Genomic DNA, 13,311 nt, shown 5'->3' on the forward strand with positions numbered 1-13,311 from the left:
CCTACGTGAAAGGCACAGGCCCTTCATGCCCCTGGCCCTGCTCGCCCTGGCCGTCGGCGCTTTCGGAATAGGCACCACCGAGTTCGTGATGATGGGCCTGCTGCCCGACGTCGCGGACGACCTGCACATCTCGATCCCCACCGCCGGACACCTGGTCTCGGCCTACGCGTTGGGCGTGGTGATCGGCGCCCCGCTGCTCGCCGCGCTCACGGCCCGCATGTCCCGCCGCACGGTCCTGATCGCCCTGATGGCCCTGTTCGTGGTCGGCAACGCCCTCTCCGCCCTCGCTCCCGGCGACGGCTCCCTCCTCGCCGCCCGCTTCCTCAGCGGCCTGCCGCACGGTGCCTTCTTCGGCGTCGGAGCGGTCGTCGCCACGGCGATGGTCCCGCCGGAGCGCAAGGCCCGCTCGGTGTCCCTGATGTTCCTCGGCCTGACCGTCGCCAACATCGCGGGCGTGCCGGTGGCGACGCTGGTCGGCCAGCACCTGGGCTGGCGCGCGGCGTTCCTGGGTGTGAGCGTGATCGGCCTGGCGGCGATCGCCTCGCTGGCCCTGCTCGTTCCGCGTGACGGGGGGCACGGGGCTTCGTCGGCGGGCCTGCGCGGCGAACTGGCGGCCCTGCGCTCCCTCCCGGTCTGGCTGGCCCTCGGTACGACGGTGGCGGGCTTCGGCGCGCTCTTCGCGGCCTACAGCTACGTCACCCCGATGCTGACCGGGTCGGCCGGGTTCGCGGAGGGCAACGTGACGCTGCTGCTGGCCCTGTTCGGCGTGGGCGCCACGGCGGGCAACCTGCTGGGCGGCCGCCTGGCGGACCACTCCCTGCGGGGCACGCTGTTCGGCGGGCTGGCTTCTCTGGGGCTCGTGCTCCTGCTGTTCCCCCTCCTCATGCGGGCGCCGTGGAGCGCGGCGCCGGCGGTGGCACTGCTGGGCATGGCGGCGTTCGTCACGGGTTCGCCCCTCCAGCTGATGGTGATGGAGAAGGCGGCCGCGGCACCGTCCCTGGCCTCCTCCGCCAACCAGGCGGCGTTCAATCTGGCCAACGCCGGCGGCGCGTGGATCGGCGGCCTCGCCCTCGCGGCGGGCTTGGGTACGACGTCCCCCGCGCTCGCCGGTGCGGCGCTGGCGGTGCTGGGGCTGGGCGTGGCGAGCGTGGCGTACGCGGTGGACCGACGCCGGGGGACTCCGTCGGCCGGCCGGGTCGTCACGTCCGGCGTTCCGCAGGAGTCGGGGGCACTGCACCACTGACCCGGCGCAAAGGGGCCCGGGGTCTTCGTGACCCCGGGCCCCTTCCGCTCAGCGGAGCGTCAGTGGTTCTTCGCGGGCTTCGCGTACGACGCGACGTATCCGCCTGCCGGCGAGCCGACGCCCGTGACGTCGTCGTAGCCCTTCACCGCGGACAGCGAGCTGTCCTTGCCGAGGCTGCGGACCGAGGTCGCGAGGCCGCCGGAGGCGTCCAGGCCGTTCACGAAGTCGATGCGGGCGACCGCCAGGCCGGAGCCCGTCGGGTTGTCCGTGACGTCGTGGTAGACGCCCTTCTTGCCGTACTTGGCGTAGATGGTCGGGTTGGCGAAGCCGATCGCCTTGCCGCCGCGCGCCTCCTGAGCCAGGGCCTGGACCGCCGCGATCACCGGAGCGGCGAGCGAGGTGCCGCCGATGCGGTACTCGCTGTACTGCTGCGAGCCGTCCGGGAAGGTCTGGCTCTGGCCGACCAGGAAGCCGGTGTTCGGGTCGGCGATGGCCGCGATGTCCGGGACGACACGGTTGCCGTCGGCGCTGTTGGCCTTGGCGAGCGAGTCCGGGACGACGCCCTTCTGGTAGTACGGCTGGGCGACCGTCCTGCTGGTGCCGCCGCCCGCGCCCGAGGTGAAGGTGCCGGGGAAGTTGGTCCAGCTCTTGCCGTCGGCCGACAGGGTCGCCTTCTCGGTGCCCCAGCCGGTCTCCCACTGGTACGTGTCGCCCTTGCCGACGGCCAGGGACGTACCGCCGACCGCGGTCACCCAGGCCGAGTTGGCCGGGGTGTCGACCTGCTTCGTACCGGACTTGGCGACCTGGTCGCCGTCGTCACCGGAGGAGAAGTAGAAGCCGATGCCCTGCACCGCGCCCAGCTGGAAGACCTGGTCGTAGGCGGCGGCGAGGTCCGGCGTCTGATTGCCCTCGATGTCGCCCCAGGAGTTGGAGACGATGTCGGCCAGGTGGTTGTCGACGATCTTGCTGAGCGAGTCGAGCAGGTCGTCGTCGTAGCAGGAGGCCGCGCCGACGTAGGTGACGTCGGCGGCCGGGGCTACCGCGTGCACGGCCTCGACGTCGAGGGTCTCCTCGCCGTACCAGCCGCCGGCGCCGCACTCCTTGGTCTTGGTGTAGTTCTTCGGCAGCACCTGGTGCAGCTGGCCGGTCTTCCAGGCCGCGTCACCGTTCTTCAGCGCGTACTTGCCGGCGTCGTAGGCGATGGTCGGCGAGGCGTAGGCGTCCGTGATGGCGATGCGGACGTTCTTGCCGGTGTAGGAGCCGGCGCCGTAGGCGGCGCGCAGCTGCTTGCCGGTGTAGCCCTTGATCGCGTACGGGATCTTGCCGCCGTACGCGTCGGGCAGGGTCGTCGCGATGTTCGAGCCGAAGTACGAGGAGAACGGCCCGGAGTTCTTGAACACGGCGTCCGGCGGCGGGAGCTGGTCGTCGTGGTTCGCCTTGTGCGGGGCGTTGTCCAGGCCGGTGACGGTCAGGACGGCGTCCTTCAGGGCGGACGGCACGGAGGCCGTCTGCGCCGGGGCGCGGTAGGTCGCCGAGCCCTTGGCGAAGTTGTGCAGCTGGGTGCCGAACGCCTTCTCGGCGGCGGCGACGTCACCGGAGACGGCGACGTAGTGCGGGGTGACCTGGGTGACCTTCAGACCGGCCGAGGTCAGCCAGTTCTTGACGGCGGTCACCTGGGCCTTGGTGGCCCCGAAGCGGGCCTGCGCCTTCTTGGCGTTCAGGTACTTGCCGTACAGCGGCGAGCTGGGGTCGGACACGGCCTTGGCGTAGGCCGCGAGGCCCGCCGCGTCCTTGCCGGCCAGGTACACCCGGGCCTTCACCTGGGCGCTGTCCGGGGTCGCGCCCTTGTCCGCCTTGGCCGTGGCCCAGAGCGGCTTGGTGCCCTTCAGTGCGTCACGAGCGGGGCTGTCCGCGGCGTGCGCCGCGGGTATGCCCAGCGCCAGCGCGCCGGCGACCATGGGCAGTGTCGCTGCCATGCTCACAGCGCGCAGCTTGGCGCGGTTGGATCTCATAGAACCCCCTGCGATGCGGTTCGCATGCATGTAGTGGTCGGTACGTCATGCATCCGCGCGCCGGCCCGCGGCGGTTCGGCCGGTCGAATGGATCACATGATGGGGGTCACTCTGTCGATGAACCGTTCATGCCAGGGGAACGTAAAGGTCAAGAGAAGCTCAAGTGCCCGTCAGGTGGGGCGAATTGCGCGTTTCGTACCTCACAGTTGGGTAACGGAACGGCCCGGGGACTGTTCACGTACCGCTGTTCACGACCGCGGCGCCGCTCCCCGCTCCTTCAGCATCCCGGCCATCACCTCAAGCTCCGACTGCTGCGCGTCGACCATGCCCTGGGCGAGCCGCTTCTCCACGCCGACGGTGCACTTGGCCACACACCCCTCGGCCATGTGGATCCCGCCCTTGTGATGGTCCGTCATCAGCTGCAGATACAGGATCTCGGCCTGCTTGCCGCTCAGCGACTGGAGCTTCTTCAGCTCCGTGTTCGTCGCCATGCCCGGCATCAGCGCGCCGTCCTTGCCGGAGGCCATGCCGCCCATGCCCATCCAGGTCATCGGCGGCTTGGCCGACACCTTCGGCAGCTCCCACAGGTCCAGCCAGCCGAGCAGCATGCCGCGCTGGTTGGCCTGCGTCTGCGCGATGTCGTAGGCGAGCCTGCGCACGTCCTCGTTCTTCGTGCGGTCCCGGACGATGTACGACATCTCGACGGCCTGCTGGTGGTGGATCGCCATGTCCCGCGCGAACCCGGCGTCCGCCGACTCGGGGCCCGGCGTCGTCGTCGCCGAGCCGCCGCTGGAGTCCTCGGCGACCGCGTACGTGATCGCGCCGGCCGCGACGAGCACCGCCGCCGCGGCGCCCGCGATCCATCCGACGTGCCGCCGCCTCACTTCATGACCCCGCCGGTGCAGGGGGCGCCCGGCTCGGGCGTCTGCTTGCCCTGGACATAGGTGGCGAAGAACTTGTCCACCTCGGGGTCGCTCGCGCTCTTGACGCTCACCTGGTGGCCCCACGCCGACAGGATCAGCGGGGCGGCCTGGTTCTCGTACGGGCTCATCAGCGAGAACGGCGTCTTCTTCACCTTGGCCGCTAGCGCGTCGATGTCGGCCTTGTTGGCCTTGCCGGTGTACGTCACCCAGACCGCGCCGTGCTCCAGCGCGTGCACGGCGTTCTCGTCCGGCACCGGCTCGGGATAGACGTCGCCGTTGCAGTTCGCCCAGACGGGGCTGTGGTTGCCGCCCACCGGCGGGTGCATCGGGTACGCCACCCCGGTCGCCACGTGTGTCCGGGACAGCTTGCCGGTCCAGCTCTTCACGCCGTCGTCACCGGTGACCCAGTGCCCGACGTCACCGGCGGAGCCCTTGGCGCCGCCCGAGGTGTCCTTCGCGCTGTTCGCCCTGCTGTTCGCCTTGTTGTCCGCCTGGCCCTCTGCCTTGCTGTCCGCCTTGCCGTCCGCCTTGCCGTCCGACCGGGAGTCCACGAGGACCACGCCGCCGACGACGAGACCGGCGACGACCACCACGCTCGCGGCGACGGCCAGCACACGGTTGCGGCGCTCGCGGGCGTGCTCGGCGCGGCGCATCTCCTCTATGCGCGCCTTGCGCGCCACGGTGCTGTTCTTGGCGGTACCCATGAGGTGTGTCCTTCTGGGAAAGGGGTGGCATCGGTAAGGGCGGGCTCGCCGATCGTAATCGGGACGGGCCGTCTTCCGTAGGGAGGCCGGGTCAAACTTCCGTAGGGTCGGCGCTGCGGAGGAAGGACGGCCGGATAATTTGAACCGCCAGTGCGTATTACCTACGCTCGTGGTATGCGGCTCCTGCGCTCCACCGACCTGGCCCTGCGCGTCCTGATGCGACTGGCCGTCGCCGCCGACGCCATGCCCACCACCCGCCAGGTCGCGGCGGACATGGACGTGCCCTACACGCACGCCGCGAAGGTCGTCGCGGAACTCCAGCACCTGGGCCTCGTCGACGCCCGGCGTGGCCGGGGCGGCGGTCTCACGCTCACCGGGAAGGGCCGTACGGCCTCGGTCGGCGCGGTGGTGCGCACCTTCGAGGGCGACGGCGACGTGGTCGACTGCGAGGGTACGACGGGTACGGCCCCCTGCCCGCTGAACACCGGCTGCCGCCTGCGCGGCGCGCTGCGCCGGGCGCAGGAGGCCTTCTTCGCCGAGCTGGACTCCGTCACGGTGGCGGACATCGTCTCCGACCCCACCGGTCCCCTGCTGCTGGGCATCTCCCGGGGGCCGGACGGGGGCGCGTTTCCACTGGCCGGAAAACATCGTTGATCGCCCGGCGGACCTGGTGAAGGCTGACCCCGACTCAAGAACGACGACGGGGGTACGTCAATGAAGGTCCTCATCTCCGGCGCGAGCGTGGCCGGTCCCGCGCTCGCCCTCCTCCTGCACCGCGACGGCCACGAGGTGACCGTGGTCGAGCGCGCCCCGGCACTGCGGGACAGCGGCTACGCCGTCGACTTCCGCGGCGCGGCCTTCGAGGCGCTGGCGGACCTGGGGATCCTGGAGGAGGTGCGCGGGCACGCCACCGGGATGCGCGGCACCGATCTGCTGGACGCCGACGGCAACCGCACGGGCGAGCTGCCCGCCGAGCACTTCGCCGGTGAACTGGAGGTGCCCAAGCGGGACTTGACGCGCATCCTGCACGCGCACACGGCGGCGAAGGTGCGCTATGTCTTCGACGACTCGATCAACGCGATCGAGCAGGACGCCGACGGGGTCCGGGTCGGCTTCGAACGCGCCGCCCCGGACACCTACGACCTGGTCGTCGGCGCCGACGGCATCTACTCCGTGGTGCGCCGCCTGGTCTTCGGCCCGCACAGCGAGGCCATCCGGCACCTCGGCCTGTCGGGTGCGGGCTTCAGCGCCCCGAACCGGCTGGGCCTGGACCACCGGGGCGTGCTGTGGCAGACCCCCGGCCGGGCGGTCTACGCGTTCAGCGCGGCCGATCCCGAGCGGATGTCCGTCAGCCTCTCCTTCGCCAGCGACTCGCCGAAGCTGGACCTGCTGAGCCGCGCGGAGCAGGAGCGGACCACCCGGGAGCGGATGGCCGGCGCCGGCTGGATCGTGCCCCGCCTGCTGGACGACATGTCCGCCGCCACCGACCTCTACTTCTCCTCGGCCTGCCAGGTCCACCTCGACCGCTGGTCCGAGGGCCGGGTGGTGCTGCTGGGCGACGCCGGTTACTGCGCCGCCCCCACCTCGGGCATGGGCACCTCCCAGGCGCTGATCGGCGCCCGCACCCTGGCCCGGCACCTCGCCGAGTCCGGCGGCGACCACCTCAAGGCCTTCGCCGCCTATGAGCAGGAGCTGCGCCCGTACGTGGCGCAGAACCAGCAGACCGGCCGGGAGGGCGCCCGCAGCTTCGGCGCCCACTGACCGGAGGGGCTCAGCCCCGGGCCAGCCACAGGTCCGGGCCGAACACCTCGTAGTGGATGTCGGCCGGGGCCACGCCCCGCTCGATCAGCTGGGCGCGGACCGTGCGCATGAAGGGCAGCGGCCCGCACAGGTACGCGCGCGTGCCGGGCCGTACGGGGATGCCGGCCAGGTCGACCAGGCCGGTGCGGGTGCCGGGCTCCGCGTCGCGCTCGTAGAAGAAGTGCACGGACGCTTCGGGGAGCTTGCCGGCGTAGGTCTCGTGGTCGGCGCGCAGGGCGTGGTCGGCTGGGGAGCGGTCGCCGTGGACGACGGTGACCGGGCCCTGGTGGCCGGTGGCCGCGAGGTCGGCCAGCATGGCGACCATGGGGGTCACCCCGATGCCGGCGGAGGCGAGCAGCAGCGGGGTTGCGGCGTCGGTGTCCAGGACGAGGTCGCCGTACGGCTCGGACAGGTCCAGGACGTCGCCGGGCCGCACGCGTGCGTGGAGGTGGTTCGACACCTCGCCGGCGGGGGTGGCGTCGTCGCCGCTCACGCGCTTGACGCTGAACTGGCGCACGCTGTCGCCCGGCGCCCCGGACAGGCTGTACTGCCGTATCTGGCGGGCGCCGTCGGGCAGCTCGGCCTGGACGGAGACGTACTGACCGGCGCGGAAGGCGCGCACCGGGCCGCCGTCGGCCGGGCGCAGCCGGAAGGTGACGACGTCCGCCGTCTCCTCGATGCGCTCCACGACCTCCCACGGCCGCCGGACCCGGCCGCCGCTCTCCTCGTACAGCCGCTTCTCGATCGCGACGAGCGCGTTCGCCATCAGCCAGTAGACCTCGCCCCAGGCGGCGGTGACCTCGGGTGTCACGGCCTCGCCGAGGACTTCGGCGATGGCGGCGAAGAGGTGCTCGTGCACGACGTCGTACTGCTCGGGCGTGACGCCCAGCGAGGCGTGCTTGTGGGCGATGCGGCCGAGCATCGCGTCGGGCCGGGTGTCCGGGTGCTCCAGCAGGTGCGTGGCGAAGGCGGCGATGGAGCCGGCGAGGGCCTGCTTCTGGGCGCCGGAGGCCTGGTTCCCGCGGTTGAACAGGTCTCGCAGCAGTTCGGGATGGGCGGCGAAGAGGCGGGCGTAGAAGCGCTCGGTGATCTCACCGATGGCCGCGCCGACGGCGGGGAGGGTGGCGCGGACGGTGGCTGCGGACTGCTCGGACAGCATCGGGACTCCTCACGACTCGACTGATCGGAACGCTATGAAAACTTGCATCTGAGATGCAAATTAAATGGGCGTGGTGTCCCTCACGTCGCGAAACGGACCGGCCATTACGGATGTCGGTCCGAGCAGGCAAGATGGGCGGGAGAGCAGTACACCTGCCGTACGAGAGGCGTTCAGGCCGACGACGCCCGGGCGATCAAGGTCTGCAACGCGCATGAAATGGTGTTGTGGTGGGATGCTCAGGTGCCCGACCGCCTCCCGAGGGATGGGGGACAGGCGGCCTGACCAGCAAGGATGGGGTAGCGGAAGATGGACAAGCAGCAGGAGTTCGTGCTCCGGACACTGGAGGAGCGCGACATCCGGTTCGTACGCCTGTGGTTCACGGACGTGCTGGGCTTCCTCAAGTCCGTCGCCGTGGCCCCCGCCGAGCTGGAGCAGGCCTTCGACGAGGGCATCGGCTTCGACGGCTCCGCCATCGAGGGCTTCGCCCGGGTCTACGAGTCCGACATGATCGCCAAGCCGGACCCGTCCACCTTCCAGGTCCTGCCGTGGCGCGCGGAGACCCCCGGGACCGCCCGCATGTTCTGCGACATCCTCATGCCGGACGGCTCCCCGTCCTTCGCCGACCCGCGCTATGTCCTCAAGCGCGCCCTGGCCCGCACCTCCGACCTGGGCTTCACCTTCTACACCCACCCCGAGATCGAGTTCTTCCTGCTGAAGGACCGCCCACTCGACGGCTCCCGCCCCACGCCGGCCGACAACTCCGGCTATTTCGACCACACGCCGACCAACGTCGGCATGGACTTCCGCCGCCAGGCGATCACCATGCTGGAGTCCATGGGCATCTCGGTGGAGTTCTCGCACCACGAGGGCGCGCCCGGCCAGCAGGAGATCGACCTGCGCTACGCCGACGCGCTCTCCACGGCCGACAACATCATGACGTTCCGGCTGGTCATGAAGCAGGTGGCGCTGGAGCAGGGGGTGCAGGCGACCTTCATGCCGAAGCCTTTCTCCGAGCACCCGGGCAGCGGCATGCACACGCACCTGTCGTTGTTCGAGGGTGACCGGAACGCGTTCTACGAGTCCGGCGCCGAATACCAGCTCTCCAAGGTCGGCCGCTCCTTCATCGCCGGCCTGCTCCGGCACGCCGCGGAGATCTCCGCGGTCACCAACCAGTGGGTGAACTCCTACAAGCGCATCTGGGGCGGCTCCGAGCGCACGGCGGGCGCGGGCGGCGAGGCCCCGTCGTACATCTGCTGGGGCCACAACAACCGCAGCGCCCTGGTCCGTGTGCCGATGTACAAGCCGGGCAAGACCGGCTCCGCGCGCGTGGAGGTCCGCTCCCTGGACTCCGGCGCCAACCCCTACCTGGCCTACGCCCTCCTGCTGGCCGCCGGACTGAAGGGCATCGAGGAGGGCTACGAGCTGCCGCCGGGCGCCGAGGACGACGTCTGGGCCCTGTCCAACGCCGAGCGCCGCGCGATGGGCATCGAGCCCCTCCCGCAGAACCTCGGCGAGGCCCTGACCCTCATGGAGAGCAGCGACCTGGTCGCCGAGACCCTCGGCGAGCACGTCTTCGACTTCTTCCTGCGCAACAAGCGCCAGGAGTGGGAGGAGTACCGCAGCGAGGTCACGGCCTTCGAGCTGCGGAAGAACCTGCCGGTGCTGTAGTCGCGGGCCGGCGGTCGGTCCTCAACGGTTGCGGGCGGTGGTACCGGAGTGCGCCGACAGCGCTCTCGGTGCCACCGCCCAGCCACTTCCCACCGTTCAGGGGTGCTGAACCGGCCTCTTACCAGGCCTTGTTGTCGCAGCCCATGGTCGAACCGATGTGCGTCGCCTGTGCGCCCGGGTCGCCTTCGCCGTTGAGCGCGTTGCCCAGTACGCCGTTGAGGATGCCGACCTCGCCGAGGACGTCGACGTTCAGGTCGTGCGACCGGCAGTTCGAGCTCTGCATGACGCTGTTGCCGCCTTCGCCTCCGGCGTGGGCGGTGCCGGCGGTCAGGAATCCGACGCTCCCGAGAGCCGCGACCATGACGGCAGCCTTGTGAAGCTTGTTCATGTGATCTCCATAGAGTGAGTTGTGGATGCGATCTGTCACGGATCTTCCACCTACAGCAACGGAGATTAGGGTTAAAATCACCCAAGATGGACTTCGACACGCCGATTTCATGATCTCCCGAAGTGCGGACCGGCGTCCGTAGCGGCGGCCACCCGGCACGCAGGGAGCACCCTCTCAGGGCACATACGCCGGCGACACGGCGGCCGTACTGATCCGCCGCGCCCGCCCCGAACCATCCGCCGGCACCTGGTACAGATCGGCGCCGTAGTCACCCGGCAGGGCGTACACGAGCGTCCGGCCGTCCCGCCAGACCGCCTGGTCGTCCACGCTCCTCCGCTCGGCCGACGGAGTCTCGCGCATCGTCCGCAGGTCGAGCACGTACAGCTGCCAAGGGGCGTCCGCGGGCAGGCCCTTGACCCGCTTCTTGTAGGCGATCCGGGTGCCGTCGGGGGAAAGGGACGGACACTCGACGTTGCTGTGCAGGGCCGTGACCGTACGGTCCCGCAGATCTCCACGGACCAGATACGTGTGCCCCTTCGTCGCCAGCGTCGCGTAGAACGTGCGGTCGTCCGCCGCGAGCGTCACCCCCCAGAAGTTGACGTCCGGTGCCCGGTACGGATGGCCGTCCTTGACGATCCGGAAGTCCTCCAGGGACGGGATCAGCTCCCCGCTCCTCGTGTCCACGATCGCCGCACGCGTGGAGAAGTCCGTTCCGGCGTACGAGTCACCGCCCACGAAAGCCGTCCAGGCCGCGAAGTGACCCGTGGGCGAGACCCGGGCCCGGGACGGAATGCCCGGGACGCCGTACCGGTGCACCGTCCGCAGCCGGGCGTCCAGGACGAGCGCGCGGTAGGTGTCCGAGACCGGCCCGTGCACCGCCTGCAGACACAGGCCTGTACCCGAAGCGGCGTGAAAACGCAGGCACTTGATCCCGGACGCGGTCCGTTCCCCCGACGGATCGCCGGCCGGAACGCTGACGACCTCGTCCCGGTGCGGGCCCCACGCCATGTTCCGGAACACCATCCGCCCGGGCCCGCTCAGCGTCACCGCCCCCGCGGTGACCCGCGGACCGCCCGCCTGTTCCCGGTCACGGCGGTCGGCGCGGGCCGAGGCGTGCAGCACGGACGCCAGCCCCACCGCCGCGAGCACGGCGACGGCGGCGACCAGGATCAGGATGCGGCTGCGTACGGTCATGCGGGCACCGTTCCCTTCGGGCGCAGGGCCACGGAGAACACGGCACACGCGGCCAGCGCCACGGCCGCGCCCGCCAGCGCCGCCCGGTCGCCCCACACCGTCCAGGCCGCACCGAACAACAGACTGCACGCGAACCGGGCCAGCGCCTGCCCGGTCTGTACGAGGGCCAGCCCGGACGAGCGCAGCGCCTGAGGCACCCCCTCCGAGGCCGCCGCCATCAGCACCCCGTCGGTGGCCGCGTAGAAGGCGCCGTGCAGGGCCAGGACGACGTACGGCAGGGCCGGGCCGTGCCACGCCGTGAGCAGCAACGCGTAGGCGACCAGCAGGGCACCGTGCCCGGCGACGAAGACCGGCCACCTGCCCACCCGGTCCGCGAGCCGCCCGAGCGGCACCGCCAGCAGCAGGAACGAGGCAGCCGTACCGAGCGGCAGCAGCGCGAACCACCGGTCCGCCACCCCCAGTCGCCGCTGGAGCAGCAGATACACGAACGAGTCGCTCACCGTGGCGAGACCCAGCAGCAGCGCGCACACGGCGACCCGCCGCAGCCCCCGCCGCCGCAGCAGCCCCACCGCACCCCGCACAGTGGGCCGCTCGGCGGCCACCACGCCACCACGCCCGCCGGGCACGAAGAGCACCAGCACCAGAACGCCCAGTACGGCCACACAGGAACTCACCGTGAACACGGCGTCGTAGCCGTCCACCGTGGCCCGCAGGATCACGAACGCCACCAGCGGCCCGAGCAGTGCCCCGGCCGTGTCCATCGCCCGGTGCACCCCGAAGGCACGCCCCCGCGACCCGGCCGTACTGGACAGCGAGATCAGGGCGTCCCGAGGCGCGGTCCGCAGTCCCTTCCCGGTGCGGTCGGCGGCCAGCACGAGCCCGATCGGCGTGAGCGAGTGCACCACCAGCAGCAACGGCTTGCACACGGCGGAGAGGCCGTAGCCGAACCCGGCGACCCATTTGTGCCGCCCGCCGCCGCGGTCCGCGAGATGGCCGCCCACGAGCCGTACGACCGCCGAGAACCCGTTGTACACACCGTCCAGCAGCCCGAAGCCCAGCGGGGACAGACCGAGCCCGGTGACCAGATACAACGGCAGGACGGCCGTGACCATCTCGGAGGACACATCGGTCACCAGACTGACCGTTCCGAGCGCGAGCACAGTCGGGGCGATCGCGGCACGGCGCCGCCCGGCCGGTGGCCGGACGGCACCGTCCGCGGACGCCGATGGGGGTCCCCCCGCGCGAGCGCCGTCGAGCGCGGGGGAACTTGCGCGGCTGTCCGCTACGTACACGTCAGGACGCCCAGATGCCGGTGATGTCCTGGGCGGCGGCGGCGTTGCCCGCGTGCGAGGTCAGCCCCTGGGTGTCCTCAAGGGTGCGCAGCAGGTCGTAGTGGTCGTACGTCGTGGAGCCGGACGACCCGGCCGTCACCGGCTGCCCGTACAGCACGGTCGGGATCCGGTTGCCGCTCAGCCGGTTGTCCTCGTCGAAGGTGACGACGAGCAGGCTGTTGTGGGTCTTCGCCCAGGTCGCATAGGCGCCCAGGTTGTTCTTCAGCCAGGTGTCGCCGGTGGACACCGAGCAGTCGTGCATGTCGCTGCACAGGTCGGGGGTCACGAACGACAGCTGGGGCAGCGTCGAGTAGTCCGTCGGGAACTGGGCGAACGTCTTCGCGCTCGACGCCGGCACATTGCTGAAGCCGAACCACGGGTTGTGCTTGCGCGCGTAGTTCCCGCTGCTGCACGTGGTCGAGCCCGCGCTCGGCAGGCTCTCGTTGTAACTGGCCCAGCTGCGGCCGGCGGCGATCATCTCGGAGGCGAGATTGGGTGCCGACGAGAAGCCGGGCGTGTAGCAGCTGTCGTCCGTGATGCCCTGCGTCGAACCGGAGAACAGGGCGAAGTAGTTGGGCTGGCTCGGGTGGGTCTCGGCGTACGACTGCGTCAGGTTGGCGCCTTGCGACTTCAGCGAGTTGATGTACGGGGCTCTGGAGGAGCCGATGACCTGACTGTAGGCGTGGTTCTCGAAGACCACGACGACCACGTGGTCCGGACTCGGCACGGAGCCCGCGGCGTGCGCGGACTCTTCGCCGAACCCGGTCCACAGCCCGACCGCGGCCGCGGCGAACAACACCACGGCCGCCCCAACAGTGCCGGAAAAGCGGGAAACGGAAAGGCCGGAAAAAGCCAACCCCCGGGTGGGGGGGAAAGGGGTGGGGGTTCG

Annotated in this window: 12 protein-coding genes; 4 read left to right on the forward strand and 8 right to left on the reverse strand. The window is 70.8% G+C overall.

Features of this window, described 5'->3' with window-relative positions; genetic code table 11:
• Positions 1 to 25: 25 nt before the first annotated feature.
• Positions 26 to 1,243 (forward strand): MFS transporter, encoded by a 1,218-nt coding sequence (locus tag ACZ41I_RS03240; protein WP_363216312.1) that lies wholly within the window; start codon positions 26 to 28, stop codon positions 1,241 to 1,243.
• 59 nt (positions 1,244 to 1,302) lie between these two features.
• On the opposite strand, the gene ACZ41I_RS03245 is transcribed toward ACZ41I_RS03240, so the two are convergent.
• The 3 genes from ACZ41I_RS03245 to ACZ41I_RS03255 all read right to left on the reverse strand — a co-directional run bounded on the left by ACZ41I_RS03245 (position 1,303) and on the right by ACZ41I_RS03255 (position 4,882).
• Complete coding sequence (locus ACZ41I_RS03245; protein WP_363216311.1) at positions 1,303 to 3,255, reverse strand: S53 family peptidase; 1,953 nt, start codon at positions 3,253 to 3,255, stop codon at positions 1,303 to 1,305.
• 248 nt (positions 3,256 to 3,503) lie between these two features.
• On the reverse strand, positions 3,504 to 4,139 hold the full coding sequence (locus ACZ41I_RS03250) for a DUF305 domain-containing protein (RefSeq protein WP_363216310.1): 636 nt from the start codon (positions 4,137 to 4,139) through the stop codon (positions 3,504 to 3,506).
• The gene (locus ACZ41I_RS03255) at positions 4,136 to 4,882 is read right to left on the reverse strand and encodes a DUF3105 domain-containing protein (RefSeq protein WP_468513032.1); all 747 of its coding nucleotides are present in this window, start codon (positions 4,880 to 4,882) and stop codon (positions 4,136 to 4,138) included. Before ACZ41I_RS03255 ends, ACZ41I_RS03250 begins: the two co-directional genes overlap by 4 nt.
• A gap of 174 nt (positions 4,883 to 5,056) precedes the next feature.
• On the opposite strand from ACZ41I_RS03255, the gene ACZ41I_RS03260 reads away from it, so the two are divergent.
• On the forward strand, positions 5,057 to 5,536 hold the full coding sequence (locus tag ACZ41I_RS03260; protein WP_363216308.1) for an Rrf2 family transcriptional regulator: 480 nt from the start codon (positions 5,057 to 5,059) through the stop codon (positions 5,534 to 5,536).
• 60 nt (positions 5,537 to 5,596) lie between these two features.
• On the forward strand, positions 5,597 to 6,643 hold the full coding sequence (locus ACZ41I_RS03265) for an FAD-dependent monooxygenase (protein WP_399773733.1): 1,047 nt from the start codon (positions 5,597 to 5,599) through the stop codon (positions 6,641 to 6,643).
• A gap of 10 nt (positions 6,644 to 6,653) precedes the next feature.
• Here ACZ41I_RS03265 and ACZ41I_RS03270 read toward each other — a convergent pair whose 3' ends face one another.
• Positions 6,654 to 7,841, reverse strand: coding sequence for a globin domain-containing protein (locus ACZ41I_RS03270; protein WP_468513033.1), 1,188 nt, complete (start codon positions 7,839 to 7,841; stop codon positions 6,654 to 6,656).
• 306 nt (positions 7,842 to 8,147) lie between these two features.
• On the opposite strand from ACZ41I_RS03270, the gene glnA reads away from it, so the two are divergent.
• Entirely contained in the window at positions 8,148 to 9,509 is a 1,362-nt protein-coding gene (gene glnA, locus ACZ41I_RS03275) for a type I glutamate--ammonia ligase (protein ID WP_363216305.1), read from the forward strand.
• Between the two features lie 118 nt (positions 9,510 to 9,627).
• Here glnA and ACZ41I_RS03280 read toward each other — a convergent pair whose 3' ends face one another.
• The 4 genes from ACZ41I_RS03280 to ACZ41I_RS03295 form a co-directional block, all read right to left on the reverse strand.
• Positions 9,628 to 9,897, reverse strand: a complete 270-nt coding sequence (locus ACZ41I_RS03280; protein ID WP_363216841.1) for a hypothetical protein — start codon at positions 9,895 to 9,897, stop codon at positions 9,628 to 9,630.
• Between the two features lie 174 nt (positions 9,898 to 10,071).
• Positions 10,072 to 11,091 (reverse strand): TolB family protein, encoded by a 1,020-nt coding sequence (locus ACZ41I_RS03285; RefSeq protein ID WP_468323618.1) that lies wholly within the window; start codon positions 11,089 to 11,091, stop codon positions 10,072 to 10,074.
• A complete protein-coding gene (locus ACZ41I_RS03290; RefSeq protein ID WP_468513034.1) occupies positions 11,088 to 12,383 on the reverse strand; it encodes an MFS transporter in 1,296 nt (431 codons plus the stop codon). Before ACZ41I_RS03290 ends, ACZ41I_RS03285 begins: the two co-directional genes overlap by 4 nt.
• 1 nt (position 12,384) lies before the next feature.
• A complete protein-coding gene (locus tag ACZ41I_RS03295) occupies positions 12,385 to 13,224 on the reverse strand; it encodes an alkaline phosphatase family protein (protein WP_468513035.1) in 840 nt (279 codons plus the stop codon).
• Positions 13,225 to 13,311: the final 87 nt, after the last annotated feature.

It is taken from the genome of Streptomyces sp. NPDC030799, from assembly GCF_055572255.1.